20 protein-coding genes are annotated in these 21,787 nt (G+C 73.4%); 12 read left to right on the forward strand and 8 right to left on the reverse strand.

Features of this window, described 5'->3' with window-relative positions; translation table 11 throughout:
• Positions 1–52 precede the first annotated feature (52 nt).
• The 3 genes from ACH4VO_RS17235 (at position 53) to ACH4VO_RS17245 (ending at position 4,119) form a co-directional block, all read left to right on the forward strand.
• The gene (locus ACH4VO_RS17235; RefSeq protein WP_003967102.1) at positions 53–256 is read left to right on the forward strand and encodes a cold-shock protein; all 204 of its coding nucleotides are present in this window, start codon (positions 53–55) and stop codon (positions 254–256) included.
• 524 nt (positions 257–780) lie between these two features.
• On the forward strand, positions 781–3,750 hold the full coding sequence (locus tag ACH4VO_RS17240) for a BTAD domain-containing putative transcriptional regulator (RefSeq protein ID WP_360985263.1): 2,970 nt from the start codon (positions 781–783) through the stop codon (positions 3,748–3,750).
• A gap of 195 nt (positions 3,751–3,945) precedes the next feature.
• On the forward strand, positions 3,946–4,119 hold the full coding sequence (locus ACH4VO_RS17245; RefSeq protein WP_360985266.1) for a hypothetical protein: 174 nt from the start codon (positions 3,946–3,948) through the stop codon (positions 4,117–4,119).
• Between the two features lie 175 nt (positions 4,120–4,294).
• Here the strand turns inward: ACH4VO_RS17245 and ACH4VO_RS17250 are convergent, their stop codons facing one another.
• The gene (locus ACH4VO_RS17250; RefSeq protein ID WP_360985269.1) at positions 4,295–4,843 is read right to left on the reverse strand and encodes a hypothetical protein; all 549 of its coding nucleotides are present in this window, start codon (positions 4,841–4,843) and stop codon (positions 4,295–4,297) included.
• A gap of 228 nt (positions 4,844–5,071) precedes the next feature.
• Between ACH4VO_RS17250 and ACH4VO_RS17255 the strand changes: the two genes are divergently transcribed.
• Positions 5,072–5,713, forward strand: a complete 642-nt coding sequence (locus ACH4VO_RS17255; RefSeq protein WP_360985272.1) for a hypothetical protein — start codon at positions 5,072–5,074, stop codon at positions 5,711–5,713.
• Between the two features lie 132 nt (positions 5,714–5,845).
• Here the strand turns inward: ACH4VO_RS17255 and ACH4VO_RS17260 are convergent, their stop codons facing one another.
• Both ACH4VO_RS17260 and ACH4VO_RS17265 read right to left on the reverse strand, forming a co-directional pair.
• Positions 5,846–8,209, reverse strand: a complete 2,364-nt coding sequence (locus tag ACH4VO_RS17260; protein ID WP_360985275.1) for a PQQ-binding-like beta-propeller repeat protein — start codon at positions 8,207–8,209, stop codon at positions 5,846–5,848.
• Positions 8,210–8,509: 300 nt separating this feature from the next.
• Complete coding sequence (locus ACH4VO_RS17265) at positions 8,510–9,307, reverse strand: VOC family protein (protein ID WP_360985278.1); 798 nt, start codon at positions 9,305–9,307, stop codon at positions 8,510–8,512.
• Between the two features lie 376 nt (positions 9,308–9,683).
• Here ACH4VO_RS17265 and ACH4VO_RS17270 point away from each other — a divergent pair, with 376 nt between their 5' ends.
• The 5 genes from ACH4VO_RS17270 (at position 9,684) to ACH4VO_RS17290 (ending at position 14,025) form a co-directional block, all read left to right on the forward strand.
• Positions 9,684–10,331: a TetR family transcriptional regulator gene (locus ACH4VO_RS17270; protein WP_360985281.1), complete on the forward strand. Its 648-nt coding sequence runs from the start codon at positions 9,684–9,686 to the stop codon at positions 10,329–10,331.
• Positions 10,332–10,500: 169 nt separating this feature from the next.
• Complete coding sequence (locus tag ACH4VO_RS17275) at positions 10,501–11,166, forward strand: pyridoxal 5'-phosphate synthase (RefSeq protein WP_360985284.1); 666 nt, start codon at positions 10,501–10,503, stop codon at positions 11,164–11,166.
• Between the two features lie 71 nt (positions 11,167–11,237).
• Positions 11,238–12,146 carry a zinc metalloprotease HtpX gene (htpX, locus tag ACH4VO_RS17280; RefSeq protein WP_360985888.1) on the forward strand — a complete coding sequence of 303 codons (909 nt, stop codon included), beginning with the start codon at positions 11,238–11,240 and terminating at the stop codon, positions 12,144–12,146.
• Between the two features lie 9 nt (positions 12,147–12,155).
• Entirely contained in the window at positions 12,156–12,746 is a 591-nt protein-coding gene (locus ACH4VO_RS17285; RefSeq protein WP_360985287.1) for a hypothetical protein, read from the forward strand.
• Positions 12,747–12,837: 91 nt separating this feature from the next.
• On the forward strand, positions 12,838–14,025 hold the full coding sequence (locus ACH4VO_RS17290) for an NAD(P)/FAD-dependent oxidoreductase (RefSeq protein WP_360985290.1): 1,188 nt from the start codon (positions 12,838–12,840) through the stop codon (positions 14,023–14,025).
• 359 nt (positions 14,026–14,384) lie between these two features.
• On the opposite strand, the gene ACH4VO_RS17295 is transcribed toward ACH4VO_RS17290, so the two are convergent.
• The 3 genes from ACH4VO_RS17295 to ACH4VO_RS17305 all read right to left on the reverse strand — a co-directional run bounded on the left by ACH4VO_RS17295 (position 14,385) and on the right by ACH4VO_RS17305 (position 16,532).
• Positions 14,385–14,834, reverse strand: a complete 450-nt coding sequence (locus ACH4VO_RS17295; RefSeq protein WP_360985293.1) for an ATP-binding protein — start codon at positions 14,832–14,834, stop codon at positions 14,385–14,387.
• 666 nt (positions 14,835–15,500) lie between these two features.
• Complete coding sequence (locus ACH4VO_RS17300; protein ID WP_360985296.1) at positions 15,501–16,049, reverse strand: EF-hand domain-containing protein; 549 nt, start codon at positions 16,047–16,049, stop codon at positions 15,501–15,503.
• A gap of 108 nt (positions 16,050–16,157) precedes the next feature.
• Positions 16,158–16,532 carry an STAS domain-containing protein gene (locus tag ACH4VO_RS17305; protein ID WP_360985299.1) on the reverse strand — a complete coding sequence of 125 codons (375 nt, stop codon included), beginning with the start codon at positions 16,530–16,532 and terminating at the stop codon, positions 16,158–16,160.
• Positions 16,533–16,848: 316 nt separating this feature from the next.
• Between ACH4VO_RS17305 and ACH4VO_RS17310 the strand changes: the two genes are divergently transcribed.
• Both ACH4VO_RS17310 and ACH4VO_RS17315 read left to right on the forward strand, forming a co-directional pair.
• Positions 16,849–17,430: a sigma-70 family RNA polymerase sigma factor gene (locus tag ACH4VO_RS17310; RefSeq protein WP_360985302.1), complete on the forward strand. Its 582-nt coding sequence runs from the start codon at positions 16,849–16,851 to the stop codon at positions 17,428–17,430.
• The gene (locus tag ACH4VO_RS17315) at positions 17,427–18,716 is read left to right on the forward strand and encodes a maleylpyruvate isomerase N-terminal domain-containing protein (protein WP_398440956.1); all 1,290 of its coding nucleotides are present in this window, start codon (positions 17,427–17,429) and stop codon (positions 18,714–18,716) included. The genes ACH4VO_RS17310 and ACH4VO_RS17315 overlap by 4 nt, the downstream gene beginning before the upstream one ends.
• A 94-nt stretch (positions 18,717–18,810) precedes the next feature.
• Here ACH4VO_RS17315 and purU read toward each other — a convergent pair whose 3' ends face one another.
• The gene (gene purU / locus ACH4VO_RS17320) at positions 18,811–19,710 is read right to left on the reverse strand and encodes a formyltetrahydrofolate deformylase (RefSeq protein WP_360985308.1); all 900 of its coding nucleotides are present in this window, start codon (positions 19,708–19,710) and stop codon (positions 18,811–18,813) included.
• Positions 19,711–19,738: 28 nt separating this feature from the next.
• The gene (locus ACH4VO_RS17325) at positions 19,739–20,185 is read right to left on the reverse strand and encodes a hypothetical protein (RefSeq protein ID WP_360985891.1); all 447 of its coding nucleotides are present in this window, start codon (positions 20,183–20,185) and stop codon (positions 19,739–19,741) included.
• Between the two features lie 174 nt (positions 20,186–20,359).
• Here ACH4VO_RS17325 and ACH4VO_RS17330 point away from each other — a divergent pair, with 174 nt between their 5' ends.
• A complete protein-coding gene (locus ACH4VO_RS17330) occupies positions 20,360–21,628 on the forward strand; it encodes an ABC transporter substrate-binding protein (RefSeq protein WP_360985311.1) in 1,269 nt (422 codons plus the stop codon).
• Positions 21,629–21,787: the final 159 nt, after the last annotated feature.

A 21,787-nucleotide genomic window follows, 5' to 3' on the forward strand; every position in this document is an offset into this window, starting at 1 on the left:
GACTTGTTTGCAGGTTCTGGAGCAGGGCAACCCTTTGGCCCAAGGAGGGCTTATGGCTACCGGAACCGTCAAGTGGTTCAACGCTGAAAAGGGCTTCGGCTTCATCGCCCAGGACGGCGGCGGCCCGGATGTCTTCGTTCACTATTCCGCGATCAACGCGTCCGGGTTCCGCTCCCTCGAGGAGAACCAGGTCGTGAACTTCGACGTCACTCAGGGACCCAAGGGTCCGCAGGCTGAGAACGTCACCCCGGCCTAGTTGCCCGGGTCGGCCGATCGCGGCCGGCGCGCAGTACCCAAGGAGCCCCGTTCCCCGTCCCGGCGGAGGAGCGGGGCTCCTGCCCGTGCGGCGGGCTGGGCGGGATCCGTCGCACGGCCACACCGGCGGCCGCACTCAGGGCGGCAGCCGCCGGAATCCGGCCGCAGGACATCGGCCGGGGCGACTCCCGCACGCGAGGGGAACACGACCTGACCGGCCGGATCACCGGCCCCGGACGACGTACCGCCGGGTACGCCGGGAGGCCGCCCCGGAATGCCCGGCGGTCCGCACCAGGAGGGTCACCGGACTCCGGCCGCCCCTCATCAACTGACCCGCCGTCACCCTCCTTGCGCGTCAAGGGCCCTCGTTCATGTCGAGGGCCTGTGCAGAGCGTCACCCGATGCTGACGAGCCCGCCCATAACAAGGCAGACTGTTGAGCGCGATACCGGCGGTACAGCGGTACAGACGTACGGATCAGAGCGGGACCAGCAGGACCGGCGGGGCGAGCAGAACAGGGGGCATCATGGACCGCGACAACGGACCCGGCGTGCGCGTTCCGGGGCAACGCGCCGCACGGGAACGGGCGGCCGGCACCGACCTGCGCTTCACCGTGCTCGGCCCCGTACGCGCCTGGCGCGGCGGCGAGGCCCTGCCGTCCGGGTCTCCGCAGCAACGGGCCCTGCTGGCGGCCCTGCTCCTGCGCGGCGGCCGCACGGCCACCGCCGCCGAACTCATCGACGCCCTCTGGGGCGACGACCCCCCGTCCCAGGCCCTGGCCACGGTACGCACGTACGCGTCCCGGCTGCGCAAGACCCTGGGCCAGGACACCCTGGTCAGCGAGGCCGGGGGCTACGCGCTCCGGATCCCCCGCGAGGCCCTGGACCTGTCGCTCGCCCAGGACCTGGCCGCCGAGGCGGAGAAGGTACGCGGCGCGGACCGCTGCCAGGCCCGCACCCTGATCAACAAGCTGCTCGGCCTGTGGGACGGCGAGGCCCTGGCCTCCCTCCCCGGGCCGTACGCGGAGAACCAGCGCACCAGCCTGGAGGAATGGCGCCTCCAGCTCACCGAGACCCGGCTGGATCTGGACCTCGAGGTCGGCTGCCACGCGGAAGCGGTCTCCGAACTGACCGCGCTCACCGCCGCGCACCCCCTGCGCGAGCGGCTGCGCGAGCTGCTGATGGTCGCCCTGTACCGCAGCGGCCGGCAGGCCGAGGCCCTCGCGGTCTACGCCGACACCCGCCGCCTGCTCGCGGAGGAGCTGGGAGTCGACCCGCGCCCCGAACTGGCCCAGCTCCAGCAGCGGATCCTGCGGGCCGACGAGGAGCTGGCCCGGCCGGCCGACGAACCGGCCACGGCCTCGGCACCGGTCCGTCCCGCCCAGCTCCCGGCCACCGTCCCCGACTTCACGGGCCGCGCCGCCTTCGTACGCGACCTGGGTGACCGGCTCATCACCGCCGAGGGCTCCGTCATGGCCGTCTCCGCGCTGGCCGGTATCGGCGGTGTGGGCAAGACGACCCTGGCCGTGCACATCGCCCACCGGGCCCGGCCGCACTTCCCGGACGGCCAGCTGTACGTGGACCTCCAGGGGGCGGGCTCCCGGGCCGCCGAACCCGAGACCGTACTCGGCGCGTTCCTGCGCGCGCTGGGCACGCCCGACTCCGCGATCCCGGACTCCCTGGACGAGCGGGCGGCCCTCTACCGCTCCACCCTCGACGGCCGCCGCATCCTGATCCTGCTCGACAACGCGCACGACGCGGCCCAGATCCGGCCGCTGCTCCCCGGCACGGAGGGCTGTGCGGCGCTGGTCACCAGTCGTGTCCGCATGGTCGACCTGGCCGGCGCACACCTCGTGGACCTGGACGTGATGTCGCCCGAGGAGGCGCTGCAGCTCTTCACCCGCATCGTCGGCGACGAACGCGTCCGCTCGGAGCGCGAGGCCGCCCTGGACGTGGTGGCCGCCTGCGGCTTCCTGCCGCTGGCCATCCGTATCGCCGCCTCCCGGCTGGCCGCCCGCCGCACCTGGACGGTGTCGGTCCTGGCCGCGAAGCTCGCCGACGAGCGCCGCCGGCTGGACGAGCTCCAGGCGGGCGACCTCGCGGTGAAGGCCACCTTCGAGCTCGGCTACGGCCAGCTGGAGCCGGCCCAGGCCCGCGCCTTCCGCCTCCTGGGCCTGGCGGACGGCCCGGACATCTCCCTCGCTGCGGCGGCGGCCGTCCTGAACCTGGATCCGCACACGGCGGAGGACCTCCTGGAGTCCCTGGTCGACACCAGCCTCCTGGAGTCCGCGGCCCCGGGCCGCTACCGCTACCACGACCTGGTGCGCCTCTACGCGCGTGCGTGCGCTGAGCGCGACGAGGAGCCACCGGCGGAGGGGGACCTGGCGCTGTCGCGGCTGCTGGACTTCTACCTGGCGACGGCGGCGGCGGTGTACGCGCTGGAGCGGCCCGGCGAGCGGGTGCTCGACCACTTCTCGCGCACCGCGTACGTCGGCCTCACGTTCACGGTGCGGGAGACGGCTCTGGACTGGCTCTTCTCGGAGTCCAGCGGACTGCTGGCCTGTGCGGCCCAGTCAGCCGGGCGCGGCATGCCGCGGCGTGCCGCTGACCTGCTCATGGCCGTGGTGGACCTGGGTGAGTCCGGTGCCAACTCCCACCAGTTCGCCACGGCGGCCAAGGCGGTGAGCGACGCGGCGCGGACAGCGGGCGACGCACAGGCCGAGGGCCGGGCCCGGACGATGCTGACCCACGCCCTCAGCGTGTCCGGGCGGTTCGCGGAGGCCGAGACCGAGGCCCGGCGCGCCCTGGAGCTCGGCCGGCTGGCCGACGACCCGGTCTCCCTCGGCCAGGTCCCGAACCAACGGGGCATCATCGCCCTGTACGAGAACCGCCACGCCGACGCCGAGGACCACCTGCGGGAGGCGCTGGCCGCCTTCCGCGCGGACGGCAACAAGCCCGGCGAGGCCTCGGCCCTGTGCAATCTGTCCCGGGTCCACCTGGCCACGGGCAGGACGGCGAGCGCGGTCGAGCTCGCCCAGCAGGGCGTCACGATCTACGAGGCGGACACCTCGGGCCTGGCCCTGCGCCTCGCCAACGGGAAGTACGCCCTGGGGCTGGCGCTCACCGGTACGGGGCAGACAGCCTCCGCCCTGGAGACGCTCACGGAGGCCATGGCGGTGTTCCGCGACAGCCGGCAGCAGCTCTGGCACGGAATGACGCTGTTCCGTCTGGCGGAGCTGCACCTCACCATCCGGCAGCCGGCCCACGCGGCGTCCCATGCCGAGCACGCCCTGGCGATCCTGCGCGGTATCGGGGGCGACTGGCGCCGGGCCAACGTCCTCACCACCCTGGGCCGCGGCCTCGCGGGCATCGGCCAGACGGACCGGGCGCAGGTCTGCTGGAACGAGGCGCTCGCGGTGTTCGAGGACCTCGGCTCACCGGAAGCGGCCACGGTCCGCCAACTGCTGGCCCCGGCCCCCATCGCCAGGGCGTCCTGACGGGCGTTCATCAATCGTTTATCGCCACACGGCACTCTCTTACTCATCGATCCGTCGCGTCGGGGGGCAGGCGGATCGTCGAGTGGCCTCACCGCTAGGGTGATCGGCCCTGGGATGCCCGCCCGGCGATCCACGGGGGAACCGCCGGGCGGGCCCATCCGTCCGCTGTCAGAACCGTTTCAGGAGTTGAACTTCATGGCCGACAAGAGCGACATCCTCAAGCCGACGGACGCGCACGCCACGGGCGAGGAGATCACCACCCAGGACGCCCACGCCACCGGCTCGCCGCTCAAGCCCACGGACGCGCACGCCACGGGCGGGACGCTCACCACCCAGGACGCGCACGCCACCAGCGAGCCGGCCAACTAGACCATCATCTGCACGGGGGAGCGGCCGCGGCGGCGCGGAGGGGGAGCCGCCGCGGCCGCAGCACGTCCGCGGCCGGTGCGGTCCACCGCACGAACCGCGACGGGGAAGACAGGGCAGGGCCCGAGCCGTTCGGCTCGGGCCCTGCCCTCGTTCCGCTCACCGCGCCGGGCCGGCGTCAGTAGCCCTCCGCCGTGACCTGGCAGCGCTTCACGCGGGAGACCAGGCGCGGGCTGTCCATCCTGACCGTCAGCGTCCTGGTCTCGTCGTGGTCGAGGTCGACCGTGGCCTCGCCCGTGTCGACGGTCAGGCCCTTGGCGTCCAGGAACGTCACGTCCACCTCGTACGTCTGCGTGACGGACGCCGTCGAACGGATTTCGACCGTCGAGGAGGTCACCGCCTTGCGCGTGCCCTTCTTGGGCCGGGCGCACCGGATGACGCGGACCTCGGGGGCTGCGGTGGCGGTGGCGTCCGGCGTGGGGTCCGCGTAGGTGGAGCCGCCGGAGGAGCCCGACGAGCTGTCGTAGTCGTCGTCGTAGTCGTAGTCGTGGTAGCCGCCGTTGCTCTTCTTCGAGTTGGAGCACCCGCCGCCCGAACTGCTGCTGCTCTTCCCGCTCCGGCTCTTACCGCTCTTGCCGCTCTTGCCTCCGCTGGACGTCGAGAACCCGGTGAGTGCGAGCACCACCACGACCAGCACCGCTGCGAACCTGATCCGTCGCCGCATCATCGATGCAGCCCCCCTTGCTGTTGTCGGCTCTCCTGGGCCGTCGCACGGCCGCGCGACACCGTAACGCACAGCCTTCCGCGCACGGACCGACAGCCCGGTCATGACCCTGTCACAGTCAGGTCATGGTCTGGTGGCGGGCCCCACCCGCCCGGCGTAGCGTCGCAGGAGGGGAAACCCGCGTGGTCGGGAACGCCGGACGGGGGTTCCAACGCCGCAGGAGGCTGACCGATGATCCGCAACGTCCTCGGCTCGGTGATCGCTCTCGTCGGAGCGGCGGCTGCCGTCGTGAGCCCCTTCCAGCCCTGGTACAACGACCGCCTGGGCCGGGACTACCGCATCCAGGACCTGTTCGGCGGCATCACCGGCGCGCACGCGGCGGTGATGACGTCGATCCTGCTGCCCTTCCTGTTCGCCGCCGTGGTGACCGTCGCCGGCGTGATCCTGCGTTCCCGGGCCGTGGTGGCGTTCGCGGGGCTGATCGTGCTCGGTTTCACCGTGCTGTGGATGGTGCGCCAGGGGCAGGCGGCGGGCAGCCTGTCGGTCGGCAGCGACGGGTCCGGGCTCCGCTGGGGGGCCGCCCTGGCCACCGGGGGCGGGCTGCTGCTCCTGCTGGGCGCCCTCCTGATGTCGGGCCGCCCGCCGGGGCGGGGCAGGCGCCGCCGCGGTGGCACCGAGCCCTACCCGGTCCCGCGGGACGACCGCCCGGACACGTGGCCGCCCACCCAGGAGCCCGGCCCGGCCGCGCAGACGTCGCCCTGGCCGGAGCAGGAGCGGGACCCGTACACGGGCCCGGATCCGCACGGCCCGCGCGACCGGGGGCAGTCCCCCGGACACTACCGGGGGCAGGGCCGTGACCAGGACACCCCTTAGGTCGTGCGCGGAGCGCACGGCGGCGGGTGACCCCGGTCCCGGAATGCCCCGGGGTGGTCCCGGCAACGCGGTGCGTGCGCGCCGGAGGCAGGCGGGACGTTCGCCGCACGCCCGCCCGGAGGCACAGCCGCCTCAGGCCCGCGGCGCCCGGCCTCCCGTGCCCGTGCCCTTCAGCGCGTCCAGCGCGTACACGCACCGGTCCTTGCTGCACGCGTACACGACGCCCGCCCGGGCCACCGGGGAGCCGGTGATCTCGCCGCCCGTGGCGAGCTTCCAGCGGAGCTGGCCGCCCGCCGCGTCCAGGGTGTAGAGGACGTGGTCCGCCGAACCGAAGTGGACCCGCCCGTCGGCGACCACCGGGGCGCCCACCACCTCGCCGCCCGCCGCGAAACGCCACTTCGGCGTACCGGTGACGGCGTCCAGCGTGTACAGCGCGCTTCCGCTGCCGACGTGCACGTTGCCCGCCGTGACGAGCACGGGCTCGATGGACTGGCGGGCCTCGGTCGCGATGCGCCAGCGGTCCTTGCCGGTCGACGCGTCCAGTGCGTACACGGTGCCCAGGTAGTCGGCGAGGTACACCCCGCCGCCCGTGACCGCGGGTCCCGGGGCGAAGGAGGGCGGGGAGAGGAAGACGGCCGGCGACTCGAAGTGCCAGCGCACCCGGCCCGAGACCGTGTCGACCGCGAGTACCCGGGTCCCCGCGGCGACGTACACGAAGCCGTCCTGCGCCGGTGTCACCCGTACCGGCACACCGCCGCACGAGGCGGCGTCGCCGATGGGGTACGACCACCGCTCGGCGCCCGAGCGCGCGTCGACGGCCCGCAGCCGGGCGCTCTGCCAGAGGTACACCGTGCCGTCGTGGATGACCGGCCCGGCCTCCGCGGTCTCGAAGTCCGTCTGGACGCCCCCGGTCTCCCACAGCTTCTCACCGCTGGACGCCTCCCAGGCCTGGACGCCGCCGCCCCTCGTCGCCGTCAGGACGGTGCCGCGGTCGGCCTTGAGGGAGTACACCCAGGCATCGGTCTGCAGCCGCCACCGCTCGGCGCCGGTCGCCGCGTCCAGCGCGTACAGCGACGGGCCGTCCGAAGCGTGGATCCGGCCGCCTTCCACGGCCATCGCCCAGGCGACGTCGCGGGTCTTGAACTGCCGCCGGCCGTTGCCTACGTCCAGGGCGTGGACCTCGAACGACGTCACGTACAGCAGGTCACCGACCACGACCGGGGTGCCCCACACGTCGTTCGACATGCGGAAGCGCCACGGGCGCCAGCGCTCGGGCCCGGCGGGCGGGGCCTCCGGGGACGGGGTGGGCGCGGGCACCGGTGCGGTCGCGGTGCCCGGGCCGCCGTCCGCCCCGGGGGCGCGCACCCAGCCGGTGGCCGGGTCGGCGTGTGCCGCGGCCGGTCCGCGGACCTCCGCCGGGCGGGGCCCGGGGCCGATCGGCACCTGGGCGCCGGGCAGCCGCACGGGGCCGCCGGCGGCGGGCGCGGGCGCGGTGCGGACGTCGCCGCTGCCGCGCCACGTCCCGGCGGGGGCGGCGCCCGGCGGGGGCTGCTGCGGAGGCGGCGGCGCGGCCACCGGTGCGGGGGCGGCCACGACGGCGCGGCCGCCGCCCCGGCGCTGCTCGATCATGGCGGTCGCGGGGGTGGGCAGCCAGGCGGACGCCGTACCGCTGTCGTCGCTGCCGGAGGCGAACAGGTGCGGGGCCAGCTGGGCCTGGAGGTCGGCCGGGCTGGGCCGCCGGGTGGCGTCCATCTGCATGCAGGATTCGATGAGCGGGCGCAGGTCGTCCGGCAGCCCCTCCGTGTCCGGGCCGTCACGCAGCAGCATGAACACGGTCTCGACCGGGTTCGCCCCGTGGAAGGGCGCGTGCCCGGTCGCCGCGAAGACCAGCGTCGAGCCCAGCGAGAAGATGTCGCTGGCCCCTGTCACGCTGCGCGAGTCGCGGGCCTGTTCGGGAGACATGTACGCGGGCGTGCCCACGGCGACGTTCGTCATGGTCAGCCGCGTGTTGGAGACGCCCGACGCGATCCCGAAGTCGATCACCCGGGGCCCGTCCTCGACCACGAGCACGTTGGACGGCTTCAGGTCGCGGTGGACGAGTCCCGCCCCGTGGATCGACTGCAGGGCCTCGGCGATGCCGGCGGCCAGCCACCGTACGGCCTGGGTCGGCATCGGCCCGCACTCGCTCACTATCTCCTCGAGCGAGGGGGCGGGGACGTAGGCGGTGGCCAGCCACGGGACGGCCGCCCGGGGGTCGGCGTCCACCACCGCGGCGGTGTAGAACCCGCTGACCGCGCGGGCCGCCTCCACCTCCCGCGTGAAGCGGACCCGGAACAGCTGGTCCTCCGCCAGTTCCGTACGGACCGTCTTGATCGCCACCCGCCGGCCCGACGCCGACCGTGCGAGATAGACCAGCCCCATGCCGCCGGCCCCGAGCCGTCCCAGCACCTCGAACGGGCCGATCCGCCGCGGGTCATGCTGCGTCAGCTGCTCCACTTGCCTGCCACCTCCCCGTACGGGCCTCAGGAAACGAAGCCCGCGTCATCCCGCCCTGTGCGGTGTCTCACCACTGAGCACCACCTGGCGGCGCGCACCCTGATTGTTGCTGGCTCGGGCCCCGGTTGCGAACCCGGGGGCGGATCAGGGTGTCTTGTGGCACTCCACCCGTTTCAGGACAGTGGATGCGGAGCCGGAGGGCGTCCCCGGACCGGCTGCCGGCTGTCCGGCGGGCGCACGACCACGGCTGAGGCACCTCGCCGCGCTGCCGGAGCATCGGCATACCGGCACATGCCGCCCTCAGGGCTGCGGTTCGGTCGGCTGCAGCACGGCGAAGGCGGCCCCCTGGTCGTCCTGGAGGACCGCCGTCCGCCCGTACGGGGTGTCGAGAGCCGGGGCCGAGATCCGGCCACCTAGGCGTACGGCCGTCTCGGCGGCCCGGATGCAGTCGGCAACGCCGAAGTAGGTGAGGAAGTAGCTCGGCAGCATCGCGGGGACGGCGTCCGTGAGGACGCCGCGCCCGAGGACCGCGGTGTCCGGGCCCGGCTCGCTGCCCGCCGGGGAGAACACGCGGAAGTCCGCTCGGTCCCCGTCGCCGCCCGCGACGTCGTCCGGGCCGGCGCCCACGAGGCCGAAGACCTCCTCGTAGAAGGCGTCGACCCGTTCCGGCTGCCGTGTGCGGACCTCGGTCCAGCAGAAGGCGCCGGGCTCGTAGCGCTTCTCGAAGCCGGCGCGGTCGCCCGCCTGCCACAGGCCGAAGACGGCACCCCCCGGGTCGGCCGCCTGGGCGAGGACGCCGGCCCGGCCGGCCCGCACCGGGTCGGTGATCACCCGGCCGCCCGCCTTCCGGATCAGGGCGACGGTGGCGAGGATGTCGTCGGTGGAGAAGTACACGCCCCAGGCGGTCGGCATGCGGCCGTCCTGCTTGGCGGCGAGCGCGGCGACGAGCCGGCCGTCGCTGTACGCGTCGGCGAAGGGCATCCCGTCCTCCGCGTGGAAGGTCCAGCCGAAGAGCTCGCCGTAGAAGCGCTTGCCCGCTTCGAGGTCGGCGAGCTGCACGTCCACCCAGCACGGCACGGACTGTGCGAATGCGGCCATGGCCCGGGTCCTTCCGTCGCGGTGACGCCCGTCACACTCAACGTATCGCCGGGCGTCGCGGGCCGCGCCCCGAAAGCGCCGCCGCAGCCCACCGGTCACCCCTGAAAATCGAACGTCCGGGCGCCTCGTGAAGGCGGTGCCCCCGGAGTGGACGCACGTTGTCCACCGAAGTTATCCACAGGCTGTTGATAAGACGATCGCACCGGCCCCCTCCCGTCACGGAGACCTCCAGGAGGCTCGCCGGGCACGCTGGGTAACCGCCGCCGCACCCGCGCCCGGCCGACGAAAAAGGGCCGTTCCCCTTGTGCGGACTGAGGCGTTCCCCATTTGCAGTCGGTCAGATCGCGCCTCGATCACCCCTCGGTAAGCTGACGGCATGACAGGACAAGTACGCACCGTTGACGGCCGCGTGGCCGGTCGGCGAGGCCAGGCGACGCGGCAGAAGCTGCTCGACTGCCTCAGCGAGATGCTCAGCTCCTCGCCGTACCGGGACGTCAAAGTCATCGACGTGGCCCGTAAGGCGGGGACTTCGCCCGCGACGTTCTACCAGTACTTCCCCGACGTGGAGGGCGCCGTCCTCGAAGTCGCCGAGGAGATGGCCAAGGAAGGCGCCGGACTGACCGAACTGGTCGCCGGCCGCTCCTGGGCCGGCAAGGCCGGCCGGCAGAGTGCCGAAGAACTCGTCGACGGCTTCCTCGACTTCTGGCGGCGTCACGACGCGATCCTGCGCGTCGTGGACCTCGGCGCGGCCGAGGGCGACAAGCGGTTCTACAAGATCCGCATGAAGGTCCTGACCTCCGTCACCAGTCCGCTGACGGAATCGGTCAAGGAACTCCAGGCGAAGGGCAGGGTCGACAAGGAGGTCAGCCCCGCCGCGATGGCCGGCTCCCTCGTCGCGATGCTGGCGGCGGTCGCCTCGCACCAGAAGGGCTTCAGCACCTGGGGCGTGAAGCAGGCCGAGCTCCGGCCGAACCTCGCTCTCCTGGTCCACCTCGGCATCACCGGCAGGAAGCCGGCCAGGTAGGCGCCGGCCCCCGCACCCCCTTCGGCGCCGCACGGACACTCCGCAGCGCCCCACGTCCTGTCTCACCGACGGCGGACCACCCACGTGGTCCGCCGTCGGTGCTTGGGGCACCCGGCCCGGGCGGGGGAACAGGACCGCGAGCGAGCACAGAGCCATGCACAGTAGGACCATGAGTGACGCACAGAAGGCCTTCCGCGACCTGCTCCACGCCCAGCGGGTCTGGGACGTCCCCCTCCCCCGCTTCGACACCTCCGCCGCGCCCGCCGACCCGCTCGCCCTGTTCCACACCTGGTTCGCCGAGGCGGTGGCGGCCGGCCAGACGGAGCCGCACACCATGACGCTGGCGACCACGGACGCCGAGGGCCGGCCCGACGCGCGGACGGTGATCCTGCACGACGCCGACGAGCGCGGCTGGCACTTCGCCACGCACGCCACGAGCGAGAAGGGCCGGCAGCTCGCCGCCCACCCGCACGCCGCCCTCGGCTTCTACTGGCCCGCCCAGGGCCGCCAGATCCGCGTGCGCGGCGCCGTCACCCCGGCGAGCCCGGCGGAGAGCCGGGCCGACCTGCACGCCCGGTCGGCCGGGGCGCTGGCCGCCGCGCTGACCGGCAGGCAGAGCGAGGTGCTCCCGTCGCAGGAGGATCTCGTACGGGCGTCCGAGGCCGCCTGGGAACGCGCGCGGGCCGAGCCGGACGCGGAGGTGGAGACCTGGACGCGGTACGTCGTCGAGCCGCGCGAGGTGGAGTTCTTCCAGGGCGACGCGCGCCGGCGGCACATACGCCTGCGCTACCGCCGGGGCGGCGCGGAGTGGACACACGAGCTGCTCTGGCCGTAGCCCACCAGGGGTTTACCCCGTTTCTACACGAAAGGAGCACTATGGGATCAGGCGAGCTGCTGGAGGTACCCATGGCACGAGCCCGTTCCCGTTACGCCCCCGACCACGGACTGACCACCCGCATGGTGAGCACGATGTTCTTCATCGGGCTTCTGTACGTGGTCCTGGTGGGCGTGCTCCTGGCCGTCCTGCGCGGCGCCTGGCCACTCATCCTGATCGTCGCGGGCGGCCTCTTCGTCGCCCAGTTCTGGTTCAGCGACCGCATCGCCGCGTACGGCATGGGGGCCCGCGAGGTGACCCCGCAGAAGGCGCCGGAACTGCACGGGGCCGTCGACCGGATCTGCGCCCTGGCCGACATGCCCAAGCCCCGGGTGGCCATCGCGCAGAGCGACGTCCCGAACGCCTTCGCGACCGGCCGCAGCGAGAAGACCTCACTCGTCTGCGCCACAACCGGACTCCTGCGCAGACTGGAACCCGACGAACTCGAGGGGGTCCTCGCCCACGAGATGTCGCACGTCGCCCACCGGGACGTGGCCGTCATGACGATCGCGTCGTTCCTCGGCGTCCTCGCCGGCATCATCACCCGCGTCGCCCTGTGGGGCGGGTTCGCCCGCAGCAGGGGCAACGACCCGGCGGGCATCATCATCATGCTCATCCCGCTGATCAGCGCGGTCGTGTACGCCCTCAGCTTCCTGCTGACCCGGCTGCTCTCGCGCTACCGCGAGCTGTCCGCCGACCGCACGGCCGCCCTGCTCACCGGCCGGCCCTCCTCACTCGCCTCGGCCCTCACGAAGGTGAGCGGCCAGATGGCCAGGATCCCGACGGAGGACCTGCGGAAGGCGGAGCCGTACAACGCCTTCTACTTCGTGCCCGCCTTCTCCTCCAAGGAGAGCCTGGGCCGGCTGCTCTCCTCGCACCCGACGCTGGAACAGCGTCTGGACCAGCTGGCCCGGATCTCGGCCGGGCTCTCCCGCCCGTAAGGAGCTCCTGTGGGCCTGCTCGACAGCATCCTGGGCCGCAGCAAGCCGGTACGCCCCGATCTCGACCAGCTCTTCGCCGTCCCCTCCGCCGCCCTCACCCTCCAGGCCGGCACCGGCTTCGCCCCGACCGGCCTCGGCTCGGTGTGCTTCGCGGGGGTGGAGGGCGGCACGTTCGCCCGTATCCAGCAGGACGTACGGGAACTGCTCGACGCCGACACGGCACGGGGCGGCGTCCCCGTGGAGTTCAGCCGGGACGGCTACGGCTACACCTGGCTGCTCGCCCGTCAGGAGCCCGGTACCGACGGCACAGCCGAGCTGGTCAACGACCTGCACGCGGTCAACACCCTGCTCCAGGACGGTGGCTTCGGGCCGCACCTGCTCTGCTCGATGATCGGCTTCCGGAACGCGGAAGGGCGCTCGCTGGCTCTGGTCTACCTCTACAAGCGCGGTACGTTCTATCCGTTCGCCCCGGCGCCGGGCGGCGGGGAGAAGCGCGACAACCAGCTGGAGCTCCAGGTGCGGGCGGTGCTCGGGGACGACCTGCGGGTGGAAAGCGATCTGGCCCGCTGGTTCCCGGTGTGGGGGGCGCCCGGGCTGTGAACGGACCGGAACGGCCGGCCGTGATCGTTTCGCAATCGATTTCGACCTTGACCGAGACCCATCAACCTTTCGCCGGATTACGCTCCGAACCATGCCAGACAGCATGTCTTCCGCCGGGGATGCCCTGCCCGCCGCCATCGACCGCACCGACGGCCGGCCGGTCTACGTGATCGGCGGCGGTCCGGGGGGTCTCGCCGCCGCGGCGGCCCTGCGGGCCCGGGGCGTCCGGGCGGTCGTCCTGGAGAGGTCCCAGGACGTCGGGGCCTCCTGGCGGCGCCACTACGACCGGCTGCACCTGCACACGACCCGGCGCTGGTCGGCGCTGCCGGGGCTGGCGATACCCCGCCGCTTCGGGCGGTGGGTGTCCCGTGACGACATGGTGCGCTACCTCGAGAAGTACGCCGAACACCACCAGCTGGAGGTGGTGACGGGGGTCGAGGTGACCCGGATCGACCGGGTCGCCGACGGGTCCGGCTGGCAGCTGAGCGCCACCGGGGGCCGGGTGCTGACCGGGCGGGCGGTCGTGGTCGCCACCGGTTTCAACCACACCCCGCGGATCCCCGGGTGGCCCGGCCGCGCGGGCTTCGCCGGTGAACTGGTGCACGCGGCGGAGTACCGCGCCCCCGCCCCGTACACCGGTAAGGACGTCCTCGTGGCCGGCATCGGCAACACCGGGGCGGAGATCGCCGTGGACCTGGCCGAGGGCGGCGCCGCCCGGGTGCGGATCGCGGTCCGCACGGTCCCGCACATCGTGCGCCGCTCCACGGCGGGCTGGCCCGCGCAGGCCACCGCCGTCCTGGTCCGCAGGCTGCCGGTCCGGCTCGTCGACCGGGCCGGGGACCTGATGTGCCGTATCTCCGTCCCGGACCTCTCCGCCCAGGGCCTGCCCCGCCCGGACACCGGTCTGTACTCACGGGTCAGGGAGGGCGCGATCCCGGTCCAGGACGTGGGGCTGATCGACGCGGTGAGGAGCGGCCGGGTGGTTCCCGTGGCGGCCGTCGAGTCGTTCGACGGCGACGCCGTGGTGCTGGCCGACGGGTCCCGCGTCACCCCCGACGCGGTGATCGCGGCGACCGGCTACGAAAGGGCCCTGGAGGGTCTGGTCGGCCACCTCGGCGTACTGGACGCCCGTGGCCGCCCCGTGGTCCACGGCGGCCGGACCCCGAAGCAGGCGCCCGGCCTGTACTTCACCGGCTTCACCAATCCGATCAGCGGCATGCTCCGCGAGATGGCCCGGGACGCCCGGAAGATCGCCGCGAGACTGGCCGCGAAGGGCTGAGCGGCTGCCCGGCGCCCCCTGGCCGGAGTGCGTCGGGCCATGACCGCGGCCCGCACCCCGTCGTACTGCTCGCTGCGGACCACCAGGGCCATCGGGGCGGCCGCCGCGCACAGGGCACCCGAGGCGTACCGGACCACGACGCACCAGCCGCCCGCGCGGCGGCTCGCCCAGCAGCGGGTGGAGCGGACAAGGCGGCTGCTCACCTCCACTCTGCCGGTCGGCCAGGTGGCCGGGGAATCCGGGTCCGGTACGGCGCCCTTCCCGCGCCGGCCCCCGCCCGCGGCACCGGGCGTGCCGCCGGCGGGCGTTCCGGTCGACGCGGGCCGTACGCCGCAGGGCGGCACCCCGGGCCGCCGGGCTCAGATACGGGCGGGGTCGCCGGCCTGGTCGTCGGTCACCGGGACCAGCACCGGGCCGCCCCGGTCGACCTCGCACCAGATCCGCTTCCCGGCGCCCTCCGGCTGCCATCCCCAGCGGTCCGCGAGGCCGTCCACCAGCTCGAGGCCGCGGCCGCCCGTGTCCTCGCCCGCCGCGTGACGCGGCTGGGGCGGTCGGCAGCTGGTGTCGGCCACCTCGACCCGTACGGTCCCCACCGAGCCTGAGCCGAAGAGCATCCGCAGGACGGCCGGGCAGCCCGTGTGGACCACCGCGTTGGTGACGAGCTCCGAGATCAGCAGGAGGAGCGTCTCGGCGATCGGCTCGTCATCCGCGACCCCGGACCCGACCAGTCGTGACCGAGCCCATCTGCGGGCCCGGCCCACCTCCGCGGGATCCGGCCCGACCTCCATCTGAACCTGAAGCACCTGCACCGCTCACACCATCCGAACCGGCGGACACATCGCCTCGCGCCTCCTCAGGGTCACGGAACGTGACTCCCCTGGTGCACAGCATGGTTGACGTACAGTCACCGCAACAAGCGCTTCGGGCATATTCCAGCGCGAAGGAGTACGCGTGCCGCATACTGTGCGACGCGCGCGGCGGAGAGTCGAACAGGAGCGTCCCCGGTATCGGGGAACCGACTCCCCGGCAGGCCCGGCGCATCTCCCGGGGCCGCGAGCAGGGCACCGCTCCCGGGCCGGAGTGGCCGTACGGGCCACAGCCGGATCCCTCGGTCCCAGAACCACTCGCATCCACCGGAGCCTACCGGAGCGGAGCGGACGACTCCGCGCCGTCACCGGCTGACCGCGCCTCCCGACCGGGCGCCGACTGCGCAGGGTCACACGCCGGGTTCGACCGGCACCGCGCGGCCGCCGTGCCCCCCGTCAGCCACGACCGTGCCGCGCCGGGCCCTACGGCAGGGCCCGGCGCAGGGCGGGACCCGCCGCACGAAGGGGCGTGAACTCGTCGCTTCGCTGCGCGTGTTGGCGCCCGCCCGACGGACGCGGTCTGCCCGTCGGCCGCGTTCTGCCCGTCGGCCGCGGGCTGCGCGCCGGCCGCGGGCTGCGCGCCGGGGTGGGACCGCGCGCCGGGGCGGCCTACGCGTCGGGCGCGATCACGGTGAAGTACGCGGAGAGCGCCGCGACGGCGTCCATCTCGGCGACCTGCCCGTCATGGTCGGTGTCCAGGCTCTGCGCGGCGACGCTCGCGACGTCGGCTCCGGCGCCCAGGACCCGCAGGGCCCGCTCCACGGCCGCGACGGGGGCCGAGGCGGGGGCCGAAGCGGCCGCGGACCCCTCGTGGCCCTGTGCTCCGGCCACGGCGATCGCCGCCCGCAGGAAGGGGCGTGCGATCTCCGCGAAGCGTTCGGGGTGGTCGCGCAGCCGCTTCACGGCTCCGCCCACGAACTCCTCCCGGGTGACGCGCTGGTCCCCGTCCACGTCGGCGATGCCGGCCAGGCCCTGCCAGAAGGCCTCGGCGCCCGTGTAGAGGGCCTGGCCCTTGTCGCAGCGGGCCGTCGTACCGAATGCGGTGAGCAGACGTGCCGCCGCGGCGTTGAAATCGGCGCGATCGATGTGGCCGTTGCCGTCCTGGTCCAAGGCGGCGAACCGGTGCGCGATCTTGCGCTCGTACTCTGCGCTGTCCATGCGGGGAGCGTACGACGCCGACGGACGCCACGTGTCACCAACTACCGTTGGGGGCGTAACGACCTCGTACTGACCGGCGTGTCCCGCACGGCTGTTCCGGCCGGGGTGTCACGCGCTGAGCGGGCGGGCCTCCGCGTCGGTGGCGGACCGGGTGTCGGGGTAGACCTCGAAGAGTCTGCGCACGCCCAGGGCGCCGAGCACCTTGTTGACGTGGGAGCCGTCCACCGCGCCGCGGGCCGGGAGGATCAGCCGCAGCCGGCCGCCGCAGGACTTCATGAGACGGCGGGTGGCGATCAGCACGTTGACGCCGCTGGAGTCGCAGAAGAGCACGCCCGAGAGGTCGAGGACCACGTCGTGCCGCCCGTCGGCCACCGCTCCGTGGACGGACTGGCGTACGACGGGTGAGCTCACCAGATCGAGTTCACCCCGGGCCTGCAGCACGGTCCAGCCGTCCTGCTCCGTCTCGTCCACCGTCAGCGTCACGCGCCTGGGCCTCTCGTTCCGGGGGGATCCGGAGGATCATCCGGAAGTTTCCGTTCCTCCTCGCGGCTGCCCAGGTCCTCCCCCCGCGAAACCCCGGCCGGGCCACCGGTAGGGCTCCGATGAGGCTCCGCCACCGCGCAGGAGTCGCCCCTGAATGATCGCTCAGGCGCCGTTTACCCGATCAGGAAACGGCAAGGCATGACGTATTCCCTATCATCCGGCGCCGCTCGGGGGACGTACTTGGTGCAAAGCTACGTGACCTCCTGGGGGCGCCGACTACATTCGACGTGACGAGGGGTACAGGGCTGGGGGCCGGATGGCGAAGGACGCACCACCGCGCTGGGACCGCCGCATGCAGCAGCGGCTTGCGCGCGGCGAGGCGGCGGCGCTCGGTGAGCTCTACGACCGGTTCGCCGCCCTCGTGCACAGTCAGGCGCACCGGATGCTCGACGACGAGGACGCCGCGGACCTGGTGACCCGGGAGGTCTTCGGTTACGTCTGGGAGAACCCCGACGCCTACGACCCCAAGCAGGGCTCGATGCGCTCCTGGGTGGCGCGGCTCACCCACCGGCAGTCCGTGGAGCGGCTCCGCGACACGCACGGCGAGACCGGGCAACCGTACGCGCGGGAGCGCGCCCACGAGCTCGAGCAGCGGGTGCGCAAGGCCACCGCCGCAGCCCGCGCCGACTACATCGTCTCCTCCATGCCGGCGCCGTTGCGCGCGGCTCTGGAGCTCGCCTACGTCCAGCGCCGGGACTACCGTCAGGCCGCCGCCGACCTGGGAGTGACCGGGGACGAGGCGCGGCGCCGGCTGCGGCTCGGCCTGCAGCTGCTCTCCACGGCGAGCACGAGCCCGCCGACGGGCTCCGCGCCGCCCGGACACGGGCGGACACGATGACGGGCGAGACCCGCGGCAAGGACCACGACGAGGAGTCCCCGGCCGCGCACCGGATACCGGAGCAGCGCCCCGGCGGTGTGCGGGACCCGGCCGACGGTGCCCCGACGGCGGTGCCCAGCGCGTCCCCGCAGGCGCCGCCCGCCTGTCCGGCGACGGTCCCGGTGAGCGTTCCCCCGCCGGCTCCGGTGCTCTCCCATCAGGTCCTCGCGTCCCTGCTCGGCGCCTGGGCGCTGGCCGCCTGTTCAGCCGAGGAGACGGCGGCGGTCGAGGAGCACCTCACCTCGTGCGCCCCCTGCGCGGACGAGGCGCTGCGACTGCGCGACGCGGTGGGGCTGCTGCACACCGAAGGCAGCCTGGACCTCGACCCGATGCTGCGCAACCGGGTGCTCGAGGCATGTCTGGGCCGCCGCCCGGCGCGCATCCCCGTCCCGTCCTGGGCCGCCCCGTACGACGCCGAGACCGCCAGGCTCGACGCGCTGCTGCGGGACATCAGGGACGCGGAATGGCATGCGCCGGTCCGGCTGAAGTGGTTCCAGGACGAGCGGCCGGCCCACCGCAGGACGACGGTGGCCGGAGTGATCGGCCACCTCATGACCGTCGACGGGCTGGTCTCCGCGGCGCTGGGCCTGGACGACCCGCTCGGGCGCGGTGACAAGCCGCTGTCGCCGACCGCGCGCACCGAGAGCTGGTGGTCGTCCGCCGCCCGGCCGCCCACCCGGGCCGTGCGGGAGCCGTGGCGGGACCAGAGCCACACCCTCGTGCGCACGGCGTCGTTCGCCGGCCGGGGCGTCGCGGACCTCTCCGTACCGTACGGGGACTTCGCCCTGCCGCTGCGGGACTCGCTCCTGGAGCGGGCCTTCGAGTGCTGGGTGCACGGCGGCGACATCGCGGACGCGGTGGACTATCCGTACGAGCCGCCCGCCGCCGCCCATCTCCACGGGATGATCGACCTGGCGGTCAGGCTGCTGCCGGCCACCCTCGCCGGGCGCCGCCGCGCGGGGCTGGCCGGACCGGCCCGGGGGCTGGTGACCGCCGGGTCACCGGGGCGTTCGCTGCACCTGGAGGTCGAGGGGCGGGGCGGCGGCGACTGGTACATCGCGCTGGACTCACCGGCCGCCGTCGGATCCGCGGGCCACGCGGTGGCGCAGGTGGCGCTCGACGGTGTGGAGTTCTGCCGGCTGGTCGCCGGGCACGTCCCGCCGGAGGAGGCGGCGGCCGGGCAGGAGGGCGACCGGGAGGCCGTCCGCGACGTGCTGTTCGCGGCGGCCTCGCTCAGCAGGCTGTGAGCAGGGCCTGGCTCAGCAGGCTGTGAGCACCGCCCGGCTCAGCAGGCTGTGAGCACGGGAGCCGGCCGCCCCCGGTCACGCCCCCGGGACGCGTCTACGCGAAGACCACCGTGCGGCGGCCGTTGAGCAGGATGCGCCGTTCCGCGTGCCACTTCACCGCGCGCGCCAGAGCCTGGCACTCGACGTCGCGCCCGACGGCCACGAGCTGGTCCGGCGTGACGCCGTGACCGACGCGCTCGACCTCCTGCTCGATGATCGGCCCCTCGTCGAGGTCGGCCGTCACGTAGTGCGCCGTCGCCCCGATCAGCTTCACGCCCCGCGCATGGGCCTGGTGGTAGGGCTTCGCTCCCTTGAAGCTCGGCAGGAAGGAGTGGTGGATGTTGATGATCCGGCCGCTGAGCTGCTTGCACAGGTCGTCGGAGAGCACCTGCATGTAGCGGGCCAGGACGACGAGTTCGACGTTCTCCCCGCGCACCAGCTCCAGGAGCTGCGCCTCCGCCTCCGGCTTGTTCTCCCGGGTGACGGGGATGTGCCGGAAGGGGATCCCGTACGAGGCGACGAGCTCGGCGAAGTCCGTGTGGTTGGAGACCACGGCCACGATCTCGACCGGCAGCGCGCCGATGCCGGACCGGAAGAGGAGGTCGTTGAGGCAGTGCCCGAACCTGCTCACCATCAGCACGACCCGCATCCGGTCCGCCACACGGTGTATCTGCCAGTCCATCCGGAAGGAGTCACCGATCGCGGCGAAGCTGGCCCGCAGTTTGTCCAGGTTCACCGTGGCGTCGGCCGAGAAGTGGACGCGCATGAAGAAGAGACCGGTGTCGTGGTCGCCGAACTGCTGGCTGTCCTCGATGTTGCAGCCGGTCATGAAGAGGTAGCTCGACACGGCGTGCACGATGCCCTGTTTGTCAGGGCACGAGAGCGTGAGGACGTACTGCTCGGGGGCGTCCGAGGCAGCGGCGGGAACGGATACGGCGGGCTGCGGCGCGGTCATCCCCGTAGGGTGCCACACCGTCCGCAGGTCAGGCCGATCCGGTCATCATGCGGAGCACGTCCAGGGGGCGCGGCGGGATGTCCGGGTCCTCGGCGTCGTTGCCCGCGAGCATCACATGGGCCTCGCGGGCGGCCAGGACCGCGTCCTGCCAGCCCGGGTGCTCCAGGTAGGCGGAGACGGGGGCGTCCGCACCGACCTGGTGCATGATGCGCAGCACCCGCAGGGCGGCGACGTCCACGAGGGCGGCCTCGGCGGAGTCCCGGAAGATGGTGCCCACGTACTTCTCGGCGGACCAGTTGTCCAGCCAGGTGTCCTCGACCAGGCGGTACACGGCGTCGGTGACGTCGCCGTAGCCTTCCTGGCCGGCCAGCCAGCACTGCTGGTGGAAGACGGGGTCGGAGAGCATGTGCAGCGCCGAGCGCACGTTGCTGCGCCAGCGCCACCAGGGCATGTCGTTGAGCGGCATGCCGCCCATGGTGGAGGAGCGACGGCCGCGACGGGAAGAGTTCTCCGAACCTTGCTGCACGATGGTCGATCGTACGTTCCCTCTCGCCGCGCGCACACGGACCCCCGGAATTCACCCTCCCGTCACCGAGCGTCGAACACCGCACACAGTGGCGTTACCTCCCCCACGCAAGTATTCGTGCTCATGACCGGACGGCGACGCCTCACCTCCCCCCGCCCCTGCAGACTCCTCACCAGTGCGGCGGCGGTCGGCGCGCTGCTGTCCGGCTGCGGTGTCCTCCCTGGGGTTTCGGGGGGCTCCAGGGAGCCCGTGACCGTCATGACCTGGTCCCCCGACACGACGGGTGCCGACGCGGTGAACATGGCCGGCATGGCGGCCATGGCGCGCACCTACGCCGCCTGGATCAACGACCAGGGCGGGATCGACGGGCACGAGCTGCGCGTCCTGACCTGCAACGAGGGGGACACCCCGGCCGGCGCCTCGCGGTGCGCCCGCCGGGCGGTCGACGAGGACGTGGCCGCCGTCGTCGGCTCGTACAGTCGGCACGGGAGGGCGTTCCTGGCCCCGCTGGAGGCGGCGGGCATCCCGTACATCGGCGGTTACGGCGCCTCGGCCGACGAGTTCACCAGCTACCTCTCCTACCCCGTCAACGGCGGCCAGCCGGCGCTCGTCGCCGGCAACGGCGAGCAACTGGCCTCCCGGTGCCACCGGGTGTCCCTGGTCCGGCCCGACTCGCTGGTCGGCGACAGCATGCCGGGCCTCCTGGACACCAGCCTCGGCCGGGCCGACCTCCCCGCCGCCTACGACATCAGGGCGCCGGAGGAGGCCACCTCGTACGACTCCCAGGCGGCCAAAGCGCTCGCCCAGGCGGCCGACGGCTGTGTGACGGCGGTGCTGGGCCAGGGGACGGAGACGTTCTTCGACTCGTTCCGCCGCCTCGAACCGGAAGGCAGCGGGGTGCGGATCTCGTCCGTGCTGGGCAGTATCGGGCAGCCGCTCATCAACCGGACCGGCGGCCGGAACGGCCCCTTCGAGGGGGCCTACGTCACCGGCTGGTACCCGGACTCCGGGGACGCGCGCTGGACCGGGATGCGCCAGGTGATCAGCAGGTTCGCCTTCGGCGACAACCGCATCGACCCGGAGGACACGGGGGTGCAGACCACCTGGATCGCGTACACCGTGCTCAAGGCGGTCATCGAGGCGATGGACCAGCCGGAGATCACCGCCGGCGGCATCAGCGTCAGCCTCAACCGGGGCACCGAGGTGGACACCGGCGGACTCACCCCGGTCCTGCGCTGGCGCTTCCGGGACATGGTGGGCACGGCCGCGTACTCCCGCATCGTCAACGGGCGGGTGACGTTCCAGGTGGTGCGCGAGGGCCGGCTGATCGCCGAGAAGAAGGGGTTCGTGGACGTCACGGAGACCCTGGTGGACGCCCGCCTCGGCCGCTGAGCGCCACCGCCTCGACCGCCGGTCCCAGCCGCCCCGGACACGGAGCGCCGACGCGCGGCTTCCGGCGCGCGCGGGGACGGGGCCGCGGTGCCGGAGGCTCCCGGTCCACCCGGGCCCGCCGTCTCCGGAGGGAGGTCCGGACCGCGCGTGGCCCGGACC

This window comes from Streptomyces sp. NPDC020780 (genome assembly GCF_044334475.1).
In the GTDB taxonomy this organism is placed as follows: Bacteria; Actinomycetota; Actinomycetes; order Streptomycetales; family Streptomycetaceae; genus Streptomyces.

Excerpts from the sequence above, each read along its gene's own strand:
- ACH4VO_RS17235 (WP_003967102.1), top strand. The coding sequence starts at position 53 with ATGGCTACCGGAACCGTCAAGTGGTTCAACGCTGAAAAGGGCTTCGGC.
- ACH4VO_RS17240 (WP_360985263.1), top strand. The coding sequence starts at position 781 with ATGGACCGCGACAACGGACCCGGCGTGCGCGTTCCGGGGCAACGCGCC.
- ACH4VO_RS17245 (WP_360985266.1), top strand. The coding sequence starts at position 3,946 with ATGGCCGACAAGAGCGACATCCTCAAGCCGACGGACGCGCACGCCACG.
- ACH4VO_RS17250 (WP_360985269.1), bottom strand. The coding sequence starts at position 4,843 with ATGATGCGGCGACGGATCAGGTTCGCAGCGGTGCTGGTCGTGGTGGTG.
- ACH4VO_RS17255 (WP_360985272.1), top strand. The coding sequence starts at position 5,072 with ATGATCCGCAACGTCCTCGGCTCGGTGATCGCTCTCGTCGGAGCGGCG.
- ACH4VO_RS17265 (WP_360985278.1), bottom strand. The coding sequence starts at position 9,307 with ATGGCCGCATTCGCACAGTCCGTGCCGTGCTGGGTGGACGTGCAGCTC.
- ACH4VO_RS17270 (WP_360985281.1), top strand. The coding sequence starts at position 9,684 with ATGACAGGACAAGTACGCACCGTTGACGGCCGCGTGGCCGGTCGGCGA.
- ACH4VO_RS17275 (WP_360985284.1), top strand. The coding sequence starts at position 10,501 with ATGAGTGACGCACAGAAGGCCTTCCGCGACCTGCTCCACGCCCAGCGG.
- htpX (WP_360985888.1), top strand. The coding sequence starts at position 11,238 with ATGGCACGAGCCCGTTCCCGTTACGCCCCCGACCACGGACTGACCACC.
- ACH4VO_RS17290 (WP_360985290.1), top strand. The coding sequence starts at position 12,838 with ATGCCAGACAGCATGTCTTCCGCCGGGGATGCCCTGCCCGCCGCCATC.
- ACH4VO_RS17300 (WP_360985296.1), bottom strand. The coding sequence starts at position 16,049 with ATGGACAGCGCAGAGTACGAGCGCAAGATCGCGCACCGGTTCGCCGCC.
- ACH4VO_RS17310 (WP_360985302.1), top strand. The coding sequence starts at position 16,849 with ATGGCGAAGGACGCACCACCGCGCTGGGACCGCCGCATGCAGCAGCGG.
- ACH4VO_RS17315 (WP_398440956.1), top strand. The coding sequence starts at position 17,427 with ATGACGGGCGAGACCCGCGGCAAGGACCACGACGAGGAGTCCCCGGCC.
- purU (WP_360985308.1), bottom strand. The coding sequence starts at position 19,710 with ATGACCGCGCCGCAGCCCGCCGTATCCGTTCCCGCCGCTGCCTCGGAC.
- ACH4VO_RS17325 (WP_360985891.1), bottom strand. The coding sequence starts at position 20,185 with ATGGGCGGCATGCCGCTCAACGACATGCCCTGGTGGCGCTGGCGCAGC.
- ACH4VO_RS17330 (WP_360985311.1), top strand. The coding sequence starts at position 20,360 with ATGACCGGACGGCGACGCCTCACCTCCCCCCGCCCCTGCAGACTCCTC.